The following is a 20,938-nucleotide window of genomic DNA, read 5'->3' on the forward strand; positions in this document are numbered from 1 at the left end:
ACGCCGGTGCTGCGGGGCTTGCGCTCCGGCGGGGGCGGGGGTGGCGGCGGCGCCGGTGCAGGCGGGGCGCCGAACAGGTCGTCCTGCACTATGCGGCCCCGAACAGCCCGCCTTCGTCCAGCAGCGCATAGGCGATGGCGGGGTGCCGGTCCATGCTTTTCTTGATGGCGGCGGGGATGGCCTGGCGCGTCTTGCGGCACAGGCCGGGCTGCTCCAGCACACCGATGGCGATGCCGCGCAGGCTGCGCACCTCGTGCGGACTGAGGGTGATGGCCAGGCGCAGGCCCAGCTGCTGCTCCATGCGCGCCTGCATGTGGCGCAGGTCGGCCAGGCTGCTCAGGTTTTCCAGGCGCTCGACGAGCTTCTTCTCCTCGGCCCGGGTAAGGCGCAGGGCGCGCAGGTCGCCGCCCGGGGCCTGCAACAGTGCGCCGCGCCCACAGTTGCAGGTGCCGGGCGGGCACTCGGTGCGGAGGGGGAAGGGCGGGGCGGTCATGGGTGCGCGAGCATTCTAGAAGGCTGTGGCAAACTCCCGCGCTTTGCTTTTCAGGTGCGTTGAGGCATGCAGCAGATCATCCGGCAGTTGGCCGCAGAAATCAGGGTCAGTACACAACAGGTGAGCGCGGCGGTGGAACTGCTGGACGGCGGCGCCACGGTGCCTTTCATCGCGCGCTACCGCAAGGAAGTGACGGGCGGGCTGGACGACATCCAGTTGCGCGAGCTGGAGGCGCGCCTGTCCTACCTGCGCGAGCTGGAAGACCGCCGCGTGGCCGTGCTGAAAGCCATCGACGAGCAGGGCAAGCTGACCGACCAGCTCCGCGCCGCGATTGCCGCCGCGCCGACCAAGCAGGAGCTGGAGGACATCTACCTGCCCTTCAAGCAAAAGCGCCGCACCAAGGGCCAGATCGCCCGCGAGTTTGGCATCGAGCCGCTGGCCGACAGGCTGTTTGCCGACCCCACGCTGGACCCGGTCGCCGAGGCGGCGGCGTTCACCAAGCCGCCCGAGGTGCTGGACGACGGCAGGCCCGGCGCCGACTTCTCCACCGTGCCTGCCGTGCTCGACGGCGTGCGCGACATCCTCTCCGAGCGCTGGGCCGAGGACGCGGCGCTGGTGCAGTCCCTGCGCGAATGGCTGTGGGCCGAGGGCCTGCTGCGCTCCAAGAAGGTCGAGGGCAAGAACGAGAACGACCCCGAGGTGTCCAAGTTCCGCGACTATTTCGACTACGACGAGCCGATCGGTCGCGTGCCCTCGCACCGGGCGCTGGCGGTCTTTCGAGGGCGGGCGCTGGAGATCCTCGAAGCCAAGCTGGCGCAGTCCGTGGAACCTGAACCGGGCAAGCCCAGCATTGCCGAGGGCCGCATTGCCCTGCACCTGGGCTGGAGCCACGCCGGACGCAAGGCCGACGACCTGATCCGCAAGTGCGTGGCCTGGACCTGGCGCGTGAAGCTGAGTCTGTCCACCGAACGCGACCTGTTCGCCCGCCTGCGCGACGAGGCCGAGAAGGTGGCGATCAAGGTCTTTGCCGACAACCTGCGCGATCTGCTGCTGGCCGCGCCCGCAGGCCCGCGCGTGGTCATGGGGCTGGACCCGGGCATTCGCACCGGCGTGAAGGTGGCCGTGGTGGACGCCACGGGCAAGCTGGTGGACACCGCCACCGTTTATCCGCACGAGCCGCGCCGCGAGTGGGACGCCAGCCTGGCCACGCTGGGCCGCCTGTGCATGAAGCACGGCGTGCAGCTCATCGCCATCGGCAACGGCACGGCCAGCCGCGAGACGGACAAGCTGGCCGCCGAGCTGATAAAGTTGATGCAAAAACAGGCTCCAGCGCTTGCTGGACAAGCGCAGGAAGCTATCGAAAAGATAGTGGTGAGCGAGGCAGGCGCATCCGTCTATAGCGCCAGCGAATACGCATCGCAGGAGATGCCCGATGTCGATGTGAGCCTGCGCGGCGCCGCCAGCATCGCGCGGCGCCTGCAGGACCCGCTGGCCGAGCTGGTCAAGATCGACCCCAAGAGCATCGGCGTGGGCCAGTACCAGCACGACGTGAACCAGAGCGAGCTGGCCCGCACCCTGGGCACGGTGGTGGAAGACTGCGTGAACTCCGTCGGGGTGGACCTGAACACGGCCAGCGTGCCGCTTCTGAGCCGCGTCTCCGGCCTGTCGGGCAGCGTCGCCAAGGCCGTGGTGCGCTGGCGCGAGTCCAACGGCGCGTTCAAGAACCGCAAGCAGCTCATGGACGTGGCGGGCCTGGGCGCCAAGACCTTCGAGCAGTCGGCGGGCTTTTTGCGCATACGCGGCGGCGACAACCCGCTGGACATGACGGGCGTACACCCCGAGACCTACCCGGTGGTCGAGCAGATCATGCAAAAGACGGGCAAGCCCGTGGCCGAGATCATGGGCCGCGCCGACATGCTCAAGACCTTGAAGCCCGAGCTGTTCGCCAACGAGAAGTTCGGCATCATCACCGTGCGCGACATCCTGGCCGAGCTGGAAAAGCCCGGTCGCGACCCGCGCCCGGACTTCAAGGTGGCGCGCTTCAACGAGGGCGTGGAAGACATCAAGGACCTGAAGGAGGGCATGGTGCTGGAGGGCACGGTGAGCAACGTGGCCCAGTTCGGCGCCTTCGTGGACCTGGGCGTACACCAGGACGGGCTGGTCCACGTGAGCCAGCTCTCCAACCGGTTCGTGAACGACGCGCGCGAGGTGGTCAAGACCGGCGACATCGTGAAGGTCAAGGTGATGGAGGTGGACGTGGAGCGCAAGCGCATCGGCCTGTCGATGAAGCTGGACGCCGTCAGCCGCCCCAAGGACCCCCGCGCTGGCGACAACCGCTACCAGCCCCCGCCCAGCCGGGGCGGCGGCGGGCCGCGCCGCGACGCGCCCGTGGGCAACAGCGCCATGGCGGATGCCTTTGCACGGCTGCGGCGGTAGCCTTGTATCACTGAAAGTGATACGCTGCTGGTATTACTTGCTACCCGTCTGGCTGGAGAACACCATGTCACTGCAAATCGCCCGCTGGGGCAACAGTCTTGCCATACGCCTGCCTGCCACGCTGGTGCGGCAGGCGGGTCTGGCCGCGCAGGATGAAGTCGAGGCCCGGGTCACGCCTGCGGGCGAACTCGTGCTGACCCCGATCCCCTCCATTGCGCCCACCGGGGTGCGCGCGGGCCGGGGCATGCTGGCGGGCCGCACGGGCCTGGTGCGCGAGGACGATGGCGGCGACGCCGCCCTGCTGCGCGCCGTTCACGAGGACGACCGGCAGACCCATGGCTGAGGCGATGCGCCGGGTCGCGCTGGACACCAATATCCTCGCGCGCTACCTGCTGGCCGATGACCAGGCGCAGGCCGAGCGCGCCACGCGCCTGCTCGAATCCGGCGCGCAATTCTTCGTGCCCGTCACCGTGGGGCTGGAGCTGGCCTGGGTGCTGCGCTCCCAGGGCGTGCCCAAGGAAGACATGCTGCGCGCCTTCCGCCACCTGCACGGTTTGCCCGGCATGGCGTGGCAGCACGCAGCGGCATGGCAGTCTGCGCTGCGCCACGCGGCGACGGGCCTGGATTTGGCCGACGCGCTGCACCTTGCGCTGGCGGCGGACTGCGACGAGCTCGCCACCTTTGATGCGCGCTTCGTGACGCGTGGCGCGCGCGTGGCTGCCGACCCTCCCGTGGTGATGGCGTGAAGGGCCGAGAGTCATGGAACTGAGCGCACTGCTGTCCCACCCCGTGGCCTTGCCCAGCCTGCCGCGCGCCGTGGCGCTGCTGATGAGCGAGCTGGCCCACCCCGAGCCCAGCCTGCGGCGCCTGAGCCAGCTCTTCGGCACCGACCCGGCTTTGGGCGGGCGGCTGCTGGAGCTGGCCAACTCCCCCGCGTTCCAGGCGCCGCGCCAGATCGCGGGCATCCCCGAGGCGCTGGCGCTGCTGGGCACGGCACAGCTGCGCACGCTGGTGTCGTCGGCGCCGCTGGGCACTACGTCGCGTTCGGTGCCGGGCGTGAACATGCAGCAGTTCTGGCGCTACAGCCTCAACACCGCCAAGCAGGCCCGGTCGCTGGCGGGCCTGGTGCGGCAGAACCAGATCGCAGCCTACTCGGCGGGCCTGCTGCATGCCCTGGGCGAACTCGTGATCCACCTGGCCGCGCCGGAGCGCGCGGCTGCGGTCAACACCCTGGTGGCGCCGTTCGACCTGCGGCGCGGCAAGATCGAGCAGCGCATCTTCGGCTACGACTACGGCCACGTGACCGCCGGGCTGGCGCGCCGCTGGCAGCTCCCGCCGTCGCTGGTCGATGCCCTGCGGCACCAGGGCGAGCCGTTCGAGAACAATGCCTACGAGCCGCTGGCGGGCGTGATCCACCTGGCGTCCTGGCGTGCGCGTGCGCGTGAGTCCGGGCTGGACGAGAAGGAACTGGCCGTCTCCTTCCCCGGCGAGGTGGGCCTGGCCCTGGGGCTGGACATCGACATGGTGCTGCAGCAAGACCCCATCGACTGGACGGCCCGCCCCGACGAACTCGACTACATGGTGTGATGACCCAGGCGCTGCGCATCCACGCCGGGCCGCGCGCCCGTGCGCACATCGAGCGGCACGGCCTGGGCCCCGCCGACGTGGGCGTGATCCCCGGCGCGGCGGGCGGCCCCAAGGGGCTGATCCTGGGGCCGCTGGACCGCTTCATCTTCGGCGAATGGCTGCCCCGTTCGAGCCAGCCCGTGCATCTGGTGGGCGCGTCCATAGGCGCCTGGCGCATGGCGACGGCCTGCCTGGACAACGCCGTGGCCGCGTTCGAGCGGCTGGAGCACGACTACATCCACCAGGACTACGAACTGCCCCCGGGCCAGAAGCGCCCCACGGCCGCCCACGTGAGCGAGCGTTTCGGGCAGAACCTGCAAGCCTTCTACGGCGGGCGTGTGCAAGAGGTGCTGGGCCACCCGCGCTTTCGGCTGCACATCGTCACCGCGCGCGGGCGCCACCTGCTGGGGCGCGAGCACGGCGTGGCGACGCCGCTGGGCTATCTGGGTGCCTTTTTGACCAACACCGTACACCGCAAGGCCATGGGCGCGTGGCTGGAGCGCGTGGTGTTTTCCTCGGCCCAGGGTGACTTGCCCTTCGGCACGGCGGACTACCGCACGCGGCAGGTGCCGCTGTCTGCCGCCAACTTCATGCAGGCGCTGCAGGCAAGCTGCTCCATCCCCTTCGTGCTGCAGGCCGTACACGACATTCCCGGCGCGCCGCGCGGCGCGTACTGGGACGGTGGCATCACCGACTACCACCTGCACCTGGCCTACAAAACTACCAATTTGATAGCTGCCAGTGCCGACCAGACAAGCGCTACAGGCCAAAAAGACCCTGAACCTGGCAGCCTGGTGCTGTACCCCCATTTCCAGCACCGCGTGGTGCCCGGCTGGCTGGACAAGGGCCTGAAGTGGCGCCACAAGGCCACGCCTGCGCTGGACGGCATGGTGGTGCTCTCGCCCGACCCGGACTGGGTGCGTACCCTGCCTGGCGCCAAGCTGCCCGACCGCAAGGACTTCACCGACTACGGCACCAACGCAAAAGCGCGCGCCCGCGCCTGGGGGCAGGCAGCGGGCGCGGCGGGCCGGTTGGCCAATGAGTTCGCCGAGTGGCTCGCGCGACCGGACATGGGCCGCGTCGAGCCGCTGTAGCGGCTCTTTGGGGTTACTTGCGCGGCTTCAGGAGCTGGCCCAGGTTGGCCATGTTCTCCTGCATGCGGTCCTGGAGCACCTTCCAGGCATTGGTGCGCGTGGCGGCTTCGAGGGCGGCCATCTCGCGCATGTTGTCGATGGCTTGCTGCACGCCGCGCTGCACCGCCTCGGTGTTCCTGCTCAGGGCGTCGGCGCCTGCGGCGTTCTTCAGCGCATCCTGCCATTGGGCGAAGTTCTCGCGCAGCATCTCGGCGCGGCGCTGGGCCAGGGCCTGCATGCCCTCGTAGGCCTGGCGGTTGGCCTCGGCCAGCGCTTCGAGGTCCTTGCGCTGCCATTCGATCAGGGCGCTCACGTCCACGCCGGGCAGCTTGAACTGCTGGGCCATTTTCTTGAGGTCGTCCAGCGTGGGAATGCCGGGGATCTCGGGTGCGGTGGTTTTCTTGGAAGTTGCCATGGTGTCTCCTGAAGGGTTGAAAAAGGGTTACGCAGCGGCCAGTCGGGCCGAGGGGGCGGCTGCCCTGGGGCGTACGGCCAGCATCAGTATGACGCCCGACACCAGCCAAAGGGCCGCGACCAGGTACAGCGACGCGACGGGCGTGCCGGTGCTGGTGTTCACGAAGGACACCACCGACGGCATGACCGCCGGGCCGAGGTTGCCCAGGCTGCTGACCAGCGCGATGCCGCCTGCGGCGATCTTCTTGGGAATGACCTCGCTGGTGGCCGTGAAGAACAGCGGCGTGGACGAGGACTGGCCGATGGTCAGCACAATCAGGCCCAGCACCGACAGCGCCAGCGTGCCTTGCGTGAAGATCAGGATCAGCGCGCCGATGGCCGACAGGGTGCAGCAGAACATGAAGTGCTTGCGCCGCTCGTTGTGCCTGTCGGAACTGCGACCGATCAGCACCATGGCGAAGATGGTGACCGCCGGGCCGATGGACGACAGCAGGCCCACGGTGAACACGTCCTTCACGCCCCAGCCCTTGATGAGCGTGGGCGTCCAGAACACCATCACGTAGGTGGCGCCCAGGAACAGGAAGTACACCAGCGACATGACCCACACCTGCGGGGTGCCCATCAGGGCGCGTAGCGAGCCGTGCGACGCGCCGTGGCCGACGGCGGCGGCATCCTCGTCGAGCAGCTTGCGCAGGCGGGTTTTCTCGCTGGCGGTGAGCCAGTTCGCGTCCTCGGGCTTGTCCTTGAAGTACAGGTAGGCGACGATGCCCAGGATCGACGCGGGCAGGCCCTGCGTGACGAACAGCCATTGCCAGCCGCGGTAGCCCATCAGGCCGTCCATGTACTTCATGATGGCGCCCGACAGCGGGCCCGCGAGCAGGTAGGCGATGGTGGCGCCGGTCATGAACACGGCGATGACCTTGCCGCGCCGGGGCCCCGGATACCAGTAGGTGAGGTACAGGATGATGCCGGGGAAGAACCCGGCCTCGAACGCGCCGAGCAAAAAGCGCAGCACGTAGAACACCCCGGCCGATTGCACGAACATCATGCACGAGGCGACCACGCCCCAGCAGAACATGATGCGCAGCAGCGTCTTGCGCGCGCCTATCTTCTCCAGGATCAGGTTGCTGGGCACCTCGCAGAGGAAGTAGCCGATGAAGAACACGCCCGCGCCGAAGGCGTAGGCGGCGTCGCTGAAGGCCAGCGTCTCGCGCATCTGCAACTGCGCGAAGCCGATGTTGACGCGGTCGAGGAAGGCGATGATGTAGCACGCGACCAGCAGCGGCAGCAGCCGCCAGCTGATCTTGGAAAACATCGCCTCGTCCTCAGGGCTGTACGTGACGACGGGGCCCGTCGGCAAGGGGGCGTGAGCCATGGTTGTCTCCTGTATTTTTTATGTGGAGGTGCCGTCAGGCCGTGGCGCTGCTCTTGCTGGCGGCTGCCTTCTTTGCCGGGGCCTTTTTTGCGGGGGCTTTCTTGGCGGGCGTGGCTGCGCGGGGCTTGCGCGCGGGTCTGTCCGCCGCCGGTGCCGCATCGGCCTTGGCCTTGGAAGGCGCAGAGGGCTCGTCGGCCTGCACGCCGGGCAGGCGCTCGATTTCCTTGAGCGCGGCGCGCATGTGCTCCAGCAGTTCGTACGACTCGTCCTGCGACAGCACGCGGCGGCAGGCGGTGATGCCGAAGTCCAGCGACCCGGCGTAGCTCTGCACCGTGATGTTGAGCGCGCTGCCGTGGTACGGAATGGACAGCGGGTAGAAGGCCGTCATGCGCGCGCCCGCCACGTACAGCGGCACCTGCGGGCCGGGTACGTTGGAGATGAGCACGTTGGCCATGGGCGGCAGCCGCCGCGCCAGGTTGGAGCGACCGTACAGCGAGGCCATGCTGGTCATCAGCCAGGGCGAGCCGGTCATGGGCATGTCCACGCCCAGCACGGGTTTGAGCTCGCGCACCACGGCCTTGGCGGCCTCGGACGAGGCGTGGATGGCCTTGAAGCGCTCGGCCAGGTCCGCGATGTCGGTCGCCAGGTCCACGCGCACCATGGACACCTGGTTGTTCATCGAGTCGTCGCCCTCGGCGCGCAGGCTCACCGGTACGGCGGCGATCAGCGCTTCCTTGGGCAGCAGGTCGCGCTCTTTCAAGAAGCGGCTCAGGCCGCCGCTGGCCATGGCCATCACGATGGTGTTGACGGTGCCGCCCACGCGCTTGCCCAGGGCCTTGAGCTCGTCGAAGGGCAGCGACATGGTGGAGTACGAACGCTGGTTGGTGATGGGCTCGTTGAACACCGTCTTGGGTGCCATGCCCAGGTTCAGCGGGCGCTCGTCCTTGCCCCGGCGCTGCTGGGCGACGACCTTGCCCGCCGTGGTCAGCGCGCGCGCCGCCGTGGGCAGCAGGCCGGCCAGCTTGCGGTACTGCTCGGCCGTGTTGGAGACGGCCGCCTGCAGCAGCTCGGCCACGCCGAGCTGGTAGCCGGAGTTGCGGTTCGCAGCCTTGCGCCGGGGGGCGGGCACCTCGCGGATGGTGGGCGAGATGTCGTACAGCACCTTGGCCATCTCGGTGCCGGCCTTGCCGTCCACGCCGCTGTGGTGGGCCTTGGTGTAGAAGGCGACGCGACCGTCCTGCAGGCCCTCGATCACGTACATCTCCCACAGCGGGCGGCTGCGGTCGAGCAGGCTCGAATGCAGGCGGGCTGCAAGCTGCTCCAACTGCTCCATGGAGCCGGGTCGGCGCAGGGTGAGGCTGCGGATGTGGTAGTCGAAGTCGATGTCGTCGTCCTCGATCCATACCGGTTCGGCCAACTCGAAGGGCATTTGCGCCAGCTTGCGCGTGAGCACCGTGCTCAGGTGCGCGCGCTTTGCGATCATGGCCTTCACTTCCTCGAAGTAGTCGCCCTTGTAGCCCGGGGGCAGCTCCAGCAGCAGCAGGCTGCCGACGTGCATGGGGGTTTCAGGGGTTTCAAAGTGCAGGAACGAGGCGTCCAGGCTGCTCAGGTGATTCATGTCAGTGTCTCGAAAAAAGGGGGTTAACGCGGCTGTGCCAGTCGGTCGATCGCCAGCGCTGCCAGCGCCTTGGCGCCCACGGGCATGGCGTCCTCGTCGAAGTCGAACAGCGGCGAGTGGTTGGGCGCGGGGGCGCGGCCCTTGGGCGGTGCGCCCAGGATGAAGAAGAAGCCCGGCACCTTGAGCTGGAAGTCCGAGAAGTCCTCCGACCCGCTGACCAGCGGGATCTGGATGGCCTTGCCGCCCGTGGCAGCCTGCAGCACCGGCACGGCCTGCTTGGACAGCTCTGCCGGGTTGACCGTGGGCGGGTAGGACACGGCGCTGAACTTCACCTCGGCCTTGGCGCCGCTGGAGTCGGCGATGGTGGCCGCCGTGTGGGCGATGCGCTTGCGGGCATCGTCGCGCAGCTTGTTGTCGAAGGTGCGCAGCGTGCCCAGCATGTCCACGGTGTCGGGGATGATGTTCTCGCGGTTGCCGCCGTTGATGGCGCCGATGCTCACCACCGTGGGCACCGCCGTGATGTCGAGCTGGCGGCTCACGATGGTGTTCAGGCCGGTGATGATCTGCGCCGAGGCGGTAATGGGGTCCACCCCGTCCCAGGGCCGCGAGCCGTGCGTCTGGCGGCCCGTCACCTTGATGGTGAAGCCGTCCGCGCCCGCCATCATCGGGCCCACGCGGTAGCCGACGCTGCCCGTGGCCGGTCCGGGCGCCAGGTGCAGCCCGTAGATCGCATCAACCTTGGGGTTGTCCAGCACGCCCTCGGCGATCATGGCCTTGGCGCCGAAGGGCTCCTCCTCGTGCTTGGGGTGCTCGGAGCGGCCTTCCTCCGCAGGCTGGAAGACGAACTTGACGGTGCCGGGCAGTTGCGCGCGCATGCCTGCCAGCACCTCGGCCACGCCCATCAGGATGGCGACGTGGCCGTCATGCCCGCAGGCGTGCATCACCGGCGTTTCCTTGCCGAAGTTGCGCCCGATGGCGGTGGAGGCAAAGGGCAGGCCGGTGTTCTCCTTGACCGGCAGCGCATCCATGTCGGCGCGCAGCGCCACCACGGTGGCGCCCGGCAGCCCGCCCTTGAGCAGGCCGACCACGCCGGTGCCACCGACGCCCGTCTTCACCTCCATGCCCAGGGCGCGCAGGTGGTCTGCAACGATCTTGGCGGTGCGCACTTCCTGGCCCGACAGCTCGGGGTGCTGGTGCAGGTCGCGCCGCCAGGCCACCATCTTGGCCTGCAGCGCCTCGACGCGCTGGCCCAGGTCCTGCAATTGCGCGGGCTGTATCACCTGCGCCTGAGCGGCGCTGGCAAAGAGGCCCGCAGCCGCAGCGGCCAGGCAGGCCCTTTTGAAACTTTTTCGCATCAGGGTTCTCCCAGGGTCAGGCCGTGGCGGCGCGCTTGCGCGCTTCCTCGTCCACAAGGTCTTTCTTGGACAGCTTGCCCACGGCCGTCTTGGGCAGCGCGTCGCGGATCTCCAGGGCATGCACCATTTCGTGCTTGCCCAGCTTGTCCTTGAGGAAGGCTTGCAGTTGCTCCAGCGTGAACGGCTCGGCGCCGGGCTTGAGCACAACGAAGGCCTTGGGCGACTGGCCCCGGTAGGTGTCGGGGATGCCGATCACGCACACCTCGTTCACGGAAGGGTGCTGGTAGATGGCTTCTTCGAGCACGCGCGGATAGACGTTGAAGCCGCTGCACAGCAGCATGTCCTTGCAGCGGTCCACGATGAACAGGTAGCCATCCTCGTCCATGTAGGCCACGTCGCCGGTGCGGAAGAAGCCGTCGAACGTGGTGTCCGCCGCCGTGGCCTCGGGGTTCTTCCAGTAGCCCTTCATGATGTTGGGGCCGCTGATGCACATCTCGCCCTTTTCACCCAGCGGAACGTACTTGGTGGGGTCGTCGAGCGACAGCAGCTTGATGGTGATGCCGGGCAGCGGAATGCCGCAGGAGCCGGGCTTGCTTTTCTTGATGGGCGAGAAGGTACCCGTGGGCGAGGTTTCCGTCATGCCCCAGCCCTCCGAGACCTCGGTGCCGGTGATGGCCGTGTAGCGCTGTCCCACCTCGACCGGCAGCGGCGCGCCGCCCGAGCCGCAGTACTTGAGCGAGCGCAGGTCGTACTTGGGCGTGTCGGGGTGCGAGATCAGCGCCGTGAACATGGTGGGCACGCCGCAGAACATGGCGATCTTCTTGTTGGCGATGTCTTCCAGCGCCGCCTTGGGGTCGAAGCGCATGTGCTGCACGATCTCGGCCCCCAGGCGGATGCCGAACAGCATGTTGACCGTGAGTGCGTAGATGTGGAACGGCGGCAGCACGCCCAGCAGCCGCTCCGTGCCGGGAGCGATCAGCGGCGGGTCGTATTGCGTGGATTCGTGGTACTGCTCGGCAGCGGCGCTCAGGTTGCCGTGCGTGAGCATGGCGCCCTTGGGCAGGCCGGTCGTGCCGCCCGTGTACTGCAGCACCGCGATGGCGTCGGCGGGGTTGTCGATGGGGTGCGGGGTGTAGGCACCGTCGTTCGCCAGCAGGTCGGCGAACTTCACGTGCCGGTCGTCCCAGGGCACTTCGACCGTTTCCTTGGCTTCCTTCATCTTGGCCGCGACGGCCTCGGGCGCGGGCGTCATCTCGCCCACGTTGCCGACGATGAGCTTCTTGAGCCGTGTCTTGCCCAGCATGCTGCCCATCTGCGGGTACAGCGCAGCCAGGTCGAGCGTGAAGAGGAAGTCCGTCTCGCTGTCCTCGATCTTGTGCTCCAGCACCTTGGCGGCGTCCAGCGGCGAGTAGTTGACCACCGTGCCGCCCGCCTTCAGGATGCTGAAGAACGCAATGATGGTGTGCGGCGAGTTGGGCAGGAAGATGCCCACGTGTACGCCAGGTCCCACGCCCAGCGCCTGCAAGCCCTTGGCGCCCCGGTCGGTCAGCGCGCCCAGCTCGCGGTAGGTGATGCGCTTGCCCATGAAATCGACGGCGTATTGGTCGGGGAATCGCTTGACGGTGTCTTCCAGAATTTTCTGCACCGGGGTGGGGGTGATGGCCAGATCCCACCGCATGCTGGCGGGGTACGAGGCCAGCCAGGGCTTGTCGCTGCTCATTGCTTGTCTCCTGAGTTGTCGTTGTGTTCACGTCCGCACCATGTACGGACAGGCGCATCTTTCCGCATTGGCGCGTGCTCTGGAAGGTGTGACGGGGCCATGTTGCGGTGAACTTGGGACAGGTTGTGGCAGCCCGTAAAACAGGCCCTATCACAAACCCTAAGCGCACTTCCTGCGTGTGCGCAGTCCGGGTTAGAGTCGTCGGGCTATGCCGTTTCGCGGCCTCGTTTCACTTCGCATCCTTCCCCATCACCGCATGACACCTTTCATCCCCGCAAGCCCCGAACTCGACGCGCTGCAGCAGCTCGACGACCGCGCCGCAGGCCACCTGCTGGCCGACAGCACGCACGCCAACGCCAACGTCAGCCTGATCCAGATTCACGACCAGCGCAGCGCGCCCGGCGGCGTGGTGCGCTTCAAGAGCATCCTGGCGCAACTGGAGCAGCGCCTGCACCTGTGGCCCAAGTTCCGCAAGCGCCTGCTGCGCGTGCCGCTGGGGCTCGACAAGCCCTACTGGGTGGACGACGACCAGTTCGACCTGGAATACCACGTGCGCCACATCGCGCTGCCCAAGCCCGGCGACTGGCGGCAGTTCTGCATCCAGGCGTCGCGCCTGCATGCGCGCGCGCTCGACATGGACCGCCCGCCGTGGGAGCTTTACGTGATCGAGGGCCTGGACAGCTTTCTGGACTTGCCCGAGGGCAGCTTCGCGCTGCTGCTCAAGACCCACCTGGCCGCGCTCGACCTGGCCGACCTGGGCCTGTTGACCGAGGTGCTGTGCGATACGCGCGCCAAGCCGTCCAAGGCCGCGCCCGCGCCCTCGTGGTTTGCCGACTCGCCGCCCGGCACCGCCGCGCTGCTGCAGCGGGGCATGCTGCGCTCCATGCTCGCGCCGTGGCAGGCGCCGTGGCTGGCGGGCCGCCTGCTCCCCATGGCCCGGGCCTTGGCAGGCGGGCTGACCGAGCTGCGCCCGGTCACGCGCTTCAATTCGGTCGTTTCGCCCCACCGCGTGTTCGAGACGCGGCGCTTCACCGAGCAGGAGTTCGAGACCATCGCCGCCAGTGTGCCCGGCGCCACCTTTGAAGACGCGGTGATCGCCGTCTGCGGCGGCGCGCTGCGCCAGTATCTGGACGAGCAGGGCGAGCTGCCGGAGGCCACGCTCAACGCCATGGTCTGGCAGGCGGGCGCCGGGGGCGATGCGCCGCAGGGCAAGCACGCTTCTGCCGCCGAATCCACCTGGCAGGCGCGCGCCCTCGCCACCGACGTGGCCGACCCTGCCGCCCGCCTGGCCGCCGTGCATGCCCGGGCCGGGGCGCACCCGCCCGTCAAGCAGCGCCCCGTGGTCGAGCTGTCCGTGCGCGGCCCGGCCAGCGGCGAGGTCACCACGCACTGCCTGATCCGCTTCATCCCCGTGCCGCAGGCCACGCAGTACCTGTGCGGCGCGCGCATGAGCTACACCTCGGCCATGCTGCCCATCCGCGACGGCGCGGGCCTGGCCTTTGCGGTGACGCGCTACGACGGCCGCGTGGTGATCTCCCCCACGGGCTGCCGCGAACTGCTGCCCGACCCCGAGCACTTCGCCCTGTGCCTGCGCGACAGTTTCCAGGCCAGCCTGGCGCAGGCCACGGCAAAGACGAAGCTCCTGCCCAGCCGTCGCAAGAAGGCGGCGTGAAGCAAGAAAAAAGAGCGACCCATGGGTCGCTCTTTTTTTGATAGCTGCTCGCGCTTGTCCAGCAAGCGCTAGAGGCCAATTTGGCTCTTATCAAATGGGCACTGCCGCGTGCGTGGCCGCGCGGTACAGCATGCCGTTGACGCCCTGCGGGTCGAACGGCTTCCAGTCACCCTCGGGCTGCGACAGCCGGTCGGCCAGGATCGCCAGCACCATGGCATTGAAGCCCAGGCCGATGTGGCTGCTATACACGCGGATGTTCTCGCAGTGGCTCGGGTCGCCGGTGATGGTGGCCTCTTGCGCGGGCACCACGCCGTCGCTGATGGAGTACAGGCAGCTGATCGGCACGTTGGGCAGCTCGCGCTCGCGCAGGCGCTTGACGCGCGGCTGCATGATGTGCGCGCTGGGGCCCAGGGGGTGGGCGATCAGGCGGTACAGGCGCTTGACTGTCTCGGGCGACTGGCTGCCATGCACCGGGTCCACGGTGACGGGGCTGCCCAGCGTGATCAGGTGGCGCACGCATTCAGGCGCGTGCAGCGCGCCGTACAGCGAGAACATGCCGCCCAGGCTCCAGCCCACCAGGCTGACGGTGCGGCCGCTCTGGTGGTGCAGGTGGCGGATCTTTTGCACCAGCGCCTCGGCATGCCTGCGCTGAAAGCCTACGTTGCGGCCCAGGCCCCAGGTGTGTACCTCGTAGCCCCGCGTCTTCAAAAAGCGCTTGAGCGCGAACAGAGAGCCTTCGTCGCCCATGAAGCCGGGCGACAGCAGCACGGGGTGGCCGTCGCCCTTGGGCGTGTTCATCAGCAGCGGCCAGGCCAGGGGCAGGGTGGCGAGTTCCTGGAACACGCGAAGCTCCAGCACGGAGTGCAGCGCATGCGGTGGGCCTTTGTGGGGGTGCTGGGTAGCCATCGGGGCAGTTGTCTCCTGGGTTTGCGCGAATGGGAACAGAAATGGATTCATGCGGATTTTCCTTCAGGATGCAGCCCGTTGTGGCGCGTATGTTGGGTAATGGCGTCGAGGATGACCGGCCAGTCGCGCGGCGGCAGCGCGTGGCCCATGCCCGGCACCACCAGCATGCGCGCGCCCGGCACGGCCCGCGCCACGTCCTCGCCGCAGGCCAGGGGCACCAGCGGGTCGCTGTCGCCATGGATGACCAGTGTGGGCACCCGCAGCGTGGACAGCCGCTCGCGGCGGCTGCCCGAGGCCAGGATGGCGGCGAACTGGCGCTTGAAGCCCTCGGGGTGCGTGCTTCGGGCGAAGGTGCGCTCGGCGCGCTCCGCGTCCTGGCGAACCTCGTCGGGCGACGCGGTGCCGCGCAGCACGCGCATGGCGCGCTGGTGGCGCTTGACGTAGCCCGTGCGGTCGCGCGGCGCGGGTTGCAGCAGCAGGCCCAGCGCATCGGCACGCGGGCCGGGCAGGCCACGCCCGCCGCTGGTGGCCATGATGCTGGTCAGGCTGATGACGCGCTGCGGATAGCGCAGCGCCATCTCCTGCCCGATGGCGCCGCCCATCGACGCGCCCACCACGTGCGCGCGCTCGATGCCCAGCGCGTCCAGCAGCCCGATCGCGTCGGCCGCCATGTCGCGCAGCGTGTAGGGCACGCTGCCTTCGCGGATGGAGCGGCCGGCCAGGGCGCGCAGCAGCAGCGAGGGAATGTTGGGCACGCCCGTGAGCGTCAGGCGCGTGGACAGGCCGATGTCCCGGTTGTCGAAGCGGATGACGTGGTAGCCCTGCGCCGCGAGCTGTTCGCAGAAGGACTCGTCCCAGGCGATCATCTGCGTGCCCAGCCCCATGACGAGCAGCAGCGCGGGGGCCGAAGGGTCGCCAAAGGTGTCGTAGGCCAACTGCATGCCGTTGGCCGATGCGTAGCGGGGAGCGGGCTGTTGTGTGTGCATGGCTTGTTTGTACCCGGGGGGGCTGGTGATTTGGGGCCATGATCTGGTGAATTAGGGCCGACCCAGGGAAATCACCGATCCGTCCGCTGGCGCGCTGTCCGGCACACTGTCTGGCCCGCTTTCGCGCATCCGCATCTTGCATTCCATGGCCTACCGCAACCCCGTTGACCTCGAACCCCGCGTCTATGGCCCCCGCAGCATCGCAGCCGTCGTCGTCGTCATGGCGCAGGACGGCGTGGAGCCCGAGCAGGTGCTGGCGGGCAGCGGGTTGGGCGCCGAGGCGCTGCCGCTGCCCGACACGCGCGTGTCGTATGCGCAGATGGGCCAGGTGTTCGACAACGCCGCGCGCCTGGCGCGCACGCCCACGGCGGCGCTGCGCGCGGGTATGCAGATGCGGCTGACCTCGTACGGCATGTACAGCTACGCGCTGCTGTCCAGCGCATCCACCGCCGAGGTGATCGACTTTGCCGTGCGCTACCACCGCAGCATGGGGCCGCTGACCGACATCAGCTTCACGCGCGAGGACGGCGTGGACGCCTTCCGCCACGAGCCCTTGCTCGCGCACGACCCGGAGAGTGCAACGTACCGCTTCATGGTGGAGTTCGCCCTGGCGGCGCACCAGGCGCTGTGCCGCGACCTGTATGGCGATGCGTTCGCGTTCTCGGCCATCCGCCTGGCCTATCCGGCGCCGGGGCATGCGCAAGAGCTGCGCGACTGGTTCCAGTGCCCGGTGCAGTTCGACCAGCCGGTGAACGAGGTGCAGATCGGCGGCACCTGGAGCCAGCGCGCCCCGCGCATGCCCGACCCGGTGACGCACGCCACGGCGCGCAGCATCTGCCAGCAGTTCCTGGCCGACCTGCCGCACAGCAGCGGCGTGGCGGCCACGGTGCGGCGCGTGCTGGTCACGCAGCAGCCGTGGCGCTTTCCGCGCATCGAACTGATGGCCGACGAACTGGCCATGCACCCCCGCACGCTGCGCCGCAGGCTGGAGGCGCAGGGCACCTCGTACCGGCAGATCCTGTCGGAAGTGCGCTGCATGCTCGCCATCGACTATCTGCGCAAGACGCGCATGACCACCGAGGAAATCGCCAGCCGCCTGGGCTACAGCGATGCCTCCAACTTCCGCCACGCCTTCACGCGATGGACGGGCAAGGTGCCGCACGACTACCGCCGGGCCCCGGGTGGGGGTGGTGCCTGATGCTACTGAAACAATAGCTGCTTGCGCTTGTCCAGCAAGCGCTAGAGGCCAAAAAGGCTTGAAGATATTACAGACTGGCGTGCAGCAGCTCGCGGTATTCCTCGGGCGTGGCGATGCGCGGGTTGGTCTTGTGGCAGTGGTCGGCCAGCGCGCCCTTGATCACGTCGTCGAACATGTCGGGCGTCACGCCCATGGCGGCTAGGCCCGTGGGCAGGCCCAGGCGGGCGTTCATGTCGCGGATGGCCTCCGGGATGTCGCCCTTTGATGCCAGGCCCATGGCGTGCGCCATGCGCTCCAGGCGCTTGTCCTTCTGCACCGATTCGGCCTGCGCGTTGAAGTACACCACGGCGGGCAAAAACATGGCGTTCAGCGTGCCGTGGTGCAGGCGCGGGTTCACGCCGCCCAGGCTGTGGCTGAGCGAATGCACCGCGCCCAGGCCCTTTTGGAAGGCCATGGCGCCCTGCATGCTGGCGCTCATCATCTGCAGGCGCGCCTCGCGGTCGGAGCCGTTTTTGGTGGCCGCCTCGATGTGCGCCCAGCCGCGCGCCAGGCCGTCCAGCCCGATGCCGTCGGCGGGCGGGTTGAACGCGGCGGACATGAAGGTCTCCATGCAGTGCGCGATCGCATCCATGCCCGTCGCGGCCGTCAGCATGGGCGGCAGGCCCAGCGTCAGCTCCGGGTCGCAGATGGCGGCCTTGGGCACCAGGTGCCACGAGTGAAAGCCCAGCTTGCGGTGGTCATCCACGATGATGATGGCCCCGCGCGCCACCTCGCTGCCCGTGCCGCTGGTGGTGGGCACGGCGATCAGCGGCGCCGCCCGCTCGGTGATGCGCGGCGAGCCGCCCTCGATGGTGGCGTAGTGCTTCAGCGGCCCCTCGTGCGTGGCCGCGATGGCGATGCCCTTGGCGCAGTCGATGGCGCTGCCGCCGCCCACTGCGATCAGGCCGTCGCAGTGATTGGCCTTATAGACCTCGACGGCGGCGCGCACGGCGGCCTCGGTGGGGTTGGACGGCGTCTGGTCGAACACGGCGGTGGGCAGGCCGCCGGATGGGGAGTGAAGGGCGTCCAGCGCCTTCTGCAGCACGCCTGCGGCCTTCACGCCAGGGTCCGTCACGATCAGCGGGCGGGTGATGCCCACGCGCTCGCACTCCTGCTTCAAGAGCTTGACGGCGCCGAATTCAAGCTGGATCTGGGTGACGTAGTAGATGAAGGCCATGGCTTGGTTGCGTGCTGGGTGCAGTTACGATGATCGAAGACGACTTTACAACCAGGAGACGCGCATGAACACGAAGCAAACCCTCACCGCCCTGGCCCTGGCCGTCGCCTGCGCGACAGCCGCGCAGGCCGACTGCCTGACCGACGTGCAGGCCGCAGAGCTGGCGACCCACTACGCCGCCAAGACCCCCGCGCCCAACCCGCAGAACCTGTCGGACGCCGACGGCGCCTGCACCCGCGCCAAGCTCAACGCGCTGCTGGCGCAAAAGCTGGGCAAGGTGGTGGGCTACAAGGCGGGCCTGACCAACCCGGCGGTGCAAAAGCGCTTCAACACCGACAAACCCGTGTGGGGCAAGCTCTACGAGGGCATGGTGCTGCAAAACGGCGCCACGGTGGACGCCGCCTTCGGCGCCCGCCCCTTGTACGAGGCCGACATGCTGGTGCGCGTGAAAAGCGCCGCCATCAACCACGCTCGCACGCCCGAGGAAGTGCTCGATGCCATCGACCAGGTCATCCCCTTCATCGAGCTGCCCGACCTGATGGTGCAGGCCCCGCCGCAACTCAACGGCGCGGGCGTGGCCGCCATCAACGTGGGCGCGCGCCTGGGCGTGGCGGGCACGCCGCTGCCCGTGCCCGCCTACCGGGCCGAGCGCCACGCGCTGCTGAAAGCGCTGGCCGACATGAACGTGTCGCTGACGGACGCCAGCGGCGCGCGCCTGGGCGGAGGCAAGGGCAGCGACATCCTCGACCACCCGCTCAACGCCGTCATCTGGCTCGCGGGCGCCCTGGCGCGGGAAGACCTGACGATGCAGCCGGGCGACCTGATCAGCCTGGGCTCGTTCTCGCCGCTGCTGCCGCCCAAGCCGGGCCTGGCCGTCACCGCCACCTACGACGGCCTGCCGGGCGCCGCGCCCGTGCGCGTGACCTTCAAGTGACGGCGCACCACCCCCGCCTGACCCCGCAGATGCGCAGCGTGCTCGACCGCATGGCGCGCGCGGGCCGCCCGCCGCTGCACACGCGCACGCCGCAGGACGCGCGCACCGCCTACGAGGCTGGGGCGGACGTGCTGGAGGTACCCAAGGCCCCGTTGCCGCGCGTGCAAGACCTGCACATCCCCGCCCGCGACGGCCATCCGCTGCCAGCGCGCCTGTACGCTCCCAGCGCGGACGCGGGCCTGCCTCTGCTGCTGTACATGCACGGCGGCGGCTTCACCGTCGGCAGCATCGCCACGCACGACACGCTGTGCCGCGAACTGGCGCGCCTGGCGGGCTGCATGGTCGTGTCGCTGGACTACCGCCTCGCGCCCGAGCACCGCTTTCCCACGGCCAGCAACGACGCCTGGGACGCGCTTGCGTGGCTGGCTGCCCACGCGGGCGAACTGGGCGCAGACCCGGCCCGCCTGGCCGTCGGCGGCGACAGCGCGGGCGGCACGCTGGCGGCGGTCAACGCCATCCTGGCGCGCGACGCGGGCCTGCCGCTGGCCCTGCAACTGCTCATCTACCCCGGCTGCGCCGCGCACCAGGACACGCCCTCGCACGCCACCTATTCGCACGGCCTGGTGCTCGAAGAACCGGCCATCACCTGGTTCTTCGGCAATTACGTACACAGCCGCGCCGAGCGCGAGGACTGGCGCTTCGCCCCGCTGCACGCGCCCGATGTCGATGGCGTGGCCCCCGCCTGGGTGGGCCTGGCCGAATGCGACCCGCTGGTGGACGAAGGCATCGCCTACGCCGACAAGCTGCGCATGGCGGGCGTGCCGGTGGATCTGGACATCTACCGTGGCGTGACCCACGAATTCATCAAGATGGGCCGCGCCATCCCCGAGGCACGCCAGGCCCACGCCGACGCGGCCCGCGCCCTGCGCCGCGCCTTCCAACCCGATTGAAAGAGAACACCATGCAACGCAGTGACTTCCGCTGTGTCCACCGCCTGCGCGTGCGCTGGGCCGAGGTGGACATGCAAAAGATCGTCTTCAACGCCCACTACCTCATGTACATCGACACGGCCATGTCCGACTACTGGCGCGCCGTGGCACTGCCCTACGAGGCCAGCATGCAGGCCCTGGGCGGCGACCTGTACGTGAAGAAGGCCACCGTCGAATACCACGCATCCGCGCGGCTGGACGACACGCTGGACGTGGGCATGCGCTGCGCCCGCGTGGGCAAATCGTCCATTCTGTTCCAGGCGGGCATCTTCGCGGGTCACAAATTGCTGGTCACGGGCGAACTGGTCTATGTGTTCGCCGACCCGGCCACGCAGACATCGCGCCCCGTGCCCGCCGCGCTGCGCGCCGTTTTCGACGGCTTCGAGTCAGGCGCCGACGTGACCGAAACCGTCACCGGCGACTGGATCACCCTGGGCCGCGACGCCACCCGCCTGCGCACCGCCGTGTTCGTGCAGGAGCAGGGCATCGCGCCCGAATTGGAAGTGGACGCGCTGGACGCCACAGCCCTCCACGCCGTCACCTTCAACCGCCTGGGCGCTCCCATCGCCACGGGCCGCCTGCTGCAGGAGTCGCCCGGCGTGGGCCGCATAGGCCGCATGGCCGTGGACAGGGGGGTGCGCGGCACGCAATGGGGGCGGCAACTGCTGCAGGCCCTGACCGACGCCGCCCGCGCCCGGGGCGACCGCGAACTGCGGCTGCACGCCCAGTGCAGCGCCGAGGGCTTCTACCGCCGCGCGGGTTTCGCCGTGGTGGGCGAGCCGTATGAAGAGGCCGGGATTGCCCACATTGCCATGGCGCGCAGCCTGTGACGTATGCTATAAAAATAATAGCTGCCTGTGCTTGCTG

Annotated in this window: 19 protein-coding genes; 10 read left to right on the top strand and 9 right to left on the bottom strand. The window is 68.8% G+C overall.

Going from position 1 to position 20,938, the window contains the following annotated elements:
- Positions 1-88: 88 nt before the first annotated feature.
- Positions 89-493, bottom strand: a complete 405-nt coding sequence (locus QM569_RS13020) for a hypothetical protein (RefSeq protein ID WP_414987659.1) — start codon at positions 491-493, stop codon at positions 89-91.
- 66 nt (positions 494-559) lie between these two features.
- Here QM569_RS13020 and QM569_RS13025 point away from each other — a divergent pair, with 66 nt between their 5' ends.
- The 5 genes from QM569_RS13025 (at position 560) to QM569_RS13045 (ending at position 5,649) form a co-directional block, all read left to right on the top strand.
- Positions 560-2,929, top strand: coding sequence for a Tex family protein (locus QM569_RS13025; RefSeq protein WP_414987660.1), 2,370 nt, complete (start codon positions 560-562; stop codon positions 2,927-2,929).
- 64 nt (positions 2,930-2,993) lie between these two features.
- On the top strand, positions 2,994-3,272 hold the full coding sequence (locus tag QM569_RS13030) for an AbrB/MazE/SpoVT family DNA-binding domain-containing protein (RefSeq protein WP_414987661.1): 279 nt from the start codon (positions 2,994-2,996) through the stop codon (positions 3,270-3,272).
- Complete coding sequence (locus QM569_RS13035; RefSeq protein ID WP_414987662.1) at positions 3,265-3,675, top strand: PIN domain-containing protein; 411 nt, start codon at positions 3,265-3,267, stop codon at positions 3,673-3,675. The genes QM569_RS13030 and QM569_RS13035 overlap by 8 nt, the downstream gene beginning before the upstream one ends.
- Positions 3,676-3,688: 13 nt before the next feature.
- On the top strand, positions 3,689-4,516 hold the full coding sequence (locus QM569_RS13040; protein ID WP_414987663.1) for an HDOD domain-containing protein: 828 nt from the start codon (positions 3,689-3,691) through the stop codon (positions 4,514-4,516).
- Positions 4,516-5,649, top strand: coding sequence for a patatin-like phospholipase family protein (locus tag QM569_RS13045; protein WP_414987664.1), 1,134 nt, complete (start codon positions 4,516-4,518; stop codon positions 5,647-5,649). The genes QM569_RS13040 and QM569_RS13045 overlap by 1 nt, the downstream gene beginning before the upstream one ends.
- A 13-nt stretch (positions 5,650-5,662) precedes the next feature.
- Here QM569_RS13045 and phaP read toward each other — a convergent pair whose 3' ends face one another.
- From phaP to QM569_RS13070, 5 genes are read right to left on the bottom strand one after another with little or no spacing between them, the layout of a single operon-like run.
- Complete coding sequence (phaP, locus tag QM569_RS13050; RefSeq protein WP_414987665.1) at positions 5,663-6,103, bottom strand: TIGR01841 family phasin; 441 nt, start codon at positions 6,101-6,103, stop codon at positions 5,663-5,665.
- Between the two features lie 27 nt (positions 6,104-6,130).
- Positions 6,131-7,477 (bottom strand): MFS transporter, encoded by a 1,347-nt coding sequence (locus tag QM569_RS13055; protein WP_414987666.1) that lies wholly within the window; start codon positions 7,475-7,477, stop codon positions 6,131-6,133.
- A gap of 34 nt (positions 7,478-7,511) precedes the next feature.
- Positions 7,512-9,095: a WS/DGAT/MGAT family O-acyltransferase gene (locus QM569_RS13060; protein ID WP_414987667.1), complete on the bottom strand. Its 1,584-nt coding sequence runs from the start codon at positions 9,093-9,095 to the stop codon at positions 7,512-7,514.
- 23 nt (positions 9,096-9,118) lie between these two features.
- Positions 9,119-10,450, bottom strand: coding sequence for a M20 metallopeptidase family protein (locus QM569_RS13065; protein WP_414987668.1), 1,332 nt, complete (start codon positions 10,448-10,450; stop codon positions 9,119-9,121).
- Between the two features lie 16 nt (positions 10,451-10,466).
- The gene (locus QM569_RS13070) at positions 10,467-12,170 is read right to left on the bottom strand and encodes a long-chain-fatty-acid--CoA ligase (RefSeq protein ID WP_414987669.1); all 1,704 of its coding nucleotides are present in this window, start codon (positions 12,168-12,170) and stop codon (positions 10,467-10,469) included.
- A gap of 256 nt (positions 12,171-12,426) precedes the next feature.
- Here QM569_RS13070 and QM569_RS13075 point away from each other — a divergent pair, with 256 nt between their 5' ends.
- Positions 12,427-13,842, top strand: a complete 1,416-nt coding sequence (locus QM569_RS13075) for a wax ester/triacylglycerol synthase domain-containing protein (RefSeq protein WP_414987670.1) — start codon at positions 12,427-12,429, stop codon at positions 13,840-13,842.
- A 90-nt stretch (positions 13,843-13,932) separates the two neighbouring features.
- Here QM569_RS13075 and QM569_RS13080 read toward each other — a convergent pair whose 3' ends face one another.
- Together QM569_RS13080 and QM569_RS13085 are read right to left on the bottom strand one after the other, a co-directional pair.
- Positions 13,933-14,748: an esterase/lipase family protein gene (locus QM569_RS13080; protein WP_414987671.1), complete on the bottom strand. Its 816-nt coding sequence runs from the start codon at positions 14,746-14,748 to the stop codon at positions 13,933-13,935.
- A 47-nt stretch (positions 14,749-14,795) separates the two neighbouring features.
- Complete coding sequence (locus QM569_RS13085) at positions 14,796-15,734, bottom strand: alpha/beta fold hydrolase (protein WP_414987672.1); 939 nt, start codon at positions 15,732-15,734, stop codon at positions 14,796-14,798.
- A 145-nt stretch (positions 15,735-15,879) separates the two neighbouring features.
- Between QM569_RS13085 and QM569_RS13090 the strand changes: the two genes are divergently transcribed.
- Positions 15,880-16,932, top strand: a complete 1,053-nt coding sequence (locus tag QM569_RS13090) for an AraC family transcriptional regulator (RefSeq protein ID WP_414987673.1) — start codon at positions 15,880-15,882, stop codon at positions 16,930-16,932.
- A 67-nt stretch (positions 16,933-16,999) separates the two neighbouring features.
- Here QM569_RS13090 and QM569_RS13095 read toward each other — a convergent pair whose 3' ends face one another.
- Positions 17,000-18,148, bottom strand: coding sequence for an iron-containing alcohol dehydrogenase (locus QM569_RS13095; RefSeq protein WP_414987674.1), 1,149 nt, complete (start codon positions 18,146-18,148; stop codon positions 17,000-17,002).
- Between the two features lie 64 nt (positions 18,149-18,212).
- On the opposite strand from QM569_RS13095, the gene QM569_RS13100 reads away from it, so the two are divergent.
- Genes QM569_RS13100 through QM569_RS13110 form a run of 3 tightly spaced genes read left to right on the top strand, consistent with a single transcriptional unit; the run spans position 18,213 to position 20,901 of the window.
- Positions 18,213-19,082: a 2-keto-4-pentenoate hydratase gene (locus QM569_RS13100; RefSeq protein WP_414987675.1), complete on the top strand. Its 870-nt coding sequence runs from the start codon at positions 18,213-18,215 to the stop codon at positions 19,080-19,082.
- 29 nt (positions 19,083-19,111) lie between these two features.
- Complete coding sequence (locus tag QM569_RS13105; RefSeq protein WP_414987761.1) at positions 19,112-20,032, top strand: alpha/beta hydrolase; 921 nt, start codon at positions 19,112-19,114, stop codon at positions 20,030-20,032.
- Positions 20,033-20,043: 11 nt separating this feature from the next.
- Positions 20,044-20,901 (top strand): YbgC/FadM family acyl-CoA thioesterase, encoded by an 858-nt coding sequence (locus QM569_RS13110; protein WP_414987676.1) that lies wholly within the window; start codon positions 20,044-20,046, stop codon positions 20,899-20,901.
- Positions 20,902-20,938 lie beyond the last annotated feature (37 nt).

This window comes from Acidovorax sp., assembly GCF_047607405.1.
GTDB lineage: Bacteria > Pseudomonadota > Gammaproteobacteria > Burkholderiales > Burkholderiaceae_C > Acidovorax.

Coding starts and splice junctions, on each gene's coding strand:
- QM569_RS13080 (WP_414987671.1), bottom strand. CDS start 14,748: ATGGCTACCCAGCACCCCCACAAAGGCCCACCGCATGCGCTGCACTCC.
- QM569_RS13035 (WP_414987662.1), top strand. CDS start 3,265: ATGGCTGAGGCGATGCGCCGGGTCGCGCTGGACACCAATATCCTCGCG.
- QM569_RS13060 (WP_414987667.1), bottom strand. CDS start 9,095: ATGAATCACCTGAGCAGCCTGGACGCCTCGTTCCTGCACTTTGAAACC.
- QM569_RS13085 (WP_414987672.1), bottom strand. CDS start 15,734: ATGCACACACAACAGCCCGCTCCCCGCTACGCATCGGCCAACGGCATG.
- QM569_RS13070 (WP_414987669.1), bottom strand. CDS start 12,170: ATGAGCAGCGACAAGCCCTGGCTGGCCTCGTACCCCGCCAGCATGCGG.
- QM569_RS13075 (WP_414987670.1), top strand. CDS start 12,427: ATGACACCTTTCATCCCCGCAAGCCCCGAACTCGACGCGCTGCAGCAG.
- QM569_RS13055 (WP_414987666.1), bottom strand. CDS start 7,477: ATGGCTCACGCCCCCTTGCCGACGGGCCCCGTCGTCACGTACAGCCCT.
- QM569_RS13020 (WP_414987659.1), bottom strand. CDS start 493: ATGACCGCCCCGCCCTTCCCCCTCCGCACCGAGTGCCCGCCCGGCACC.
- QM569_RS13100 (WP_414987675.1), top strand. CDS start 18,213: ATGAACACGAAGCAAACCCTCACCGCCCTGGCCCTGGCCGTCGCCTGC.
- phaP (WP_414987665.1), bottom strand. CDS start 6,103: ATGGCAACTTCCAAGAAAACCACCGCACCCGAGATCCCCGGCATTCCC.
- QM569_RS13045 (WP_414987664.1), top strand. CDS start 4,516: ATGACCCAGGCGCTGCGCATCCACGCCGGGCCGCGCGCCCGTGCGCAC.
- QM569_RS13025 (WP_414987660.1), top strand. CDS start 560: ATGCAGCAGATCATCCGGCAGTTGGCCGCAGAAATCAGGGTCAGTACA.
- QM569_RS13095 (WP_414987674.1), bottom strand. CDS start 18,148: ATGGCCTTCATCTACTACGTCACCCAGATCCAGCTTGAATTCGGCGCC.
- QM569_RS13065 (WP_414987668.1), bottom strand. CDS start 10,450: ATGCGAAAAAGTTTCAAAAGGGCCTGCCTGGCCGCTGCGGCTGCGGGC.
- QM569_RS13105 (WP_414987761.1), top strand. CDS start 19,112: ATGCGCAGCGTGCTCGACCGCATGGCGCGCGCGGGCCGCCCGCCGCTG.
- QM569_RS13040 (WP_414987663.1), top strand. CDS start 3,689: ATGGAACTGAGCGCACTGCTGTCCCACCCCGTGGCCTTGCCCAGCCTG.
- QM569_RS13110 (WP_414987676.1), top strand. CDS start 20,044: ATGCAACGCAGTGACTTCCGCTGTGTCCACCGCCTGCGCGTGCGCTGG.
- QM569_RS13030 (WP_414987661.1), top strand. CDS start 2,994: ATGTCACTGCAAATCGCCCGCTGGGGCAACAGTCTTGCCATACGCCTG.
- QM569_RS13090 (WP_414987673.1), top strand. CDS start 15,880: ATGGCCTACCGCAACCCCGTTGACCTCGAACCCCGCGTCTATGGCCCC.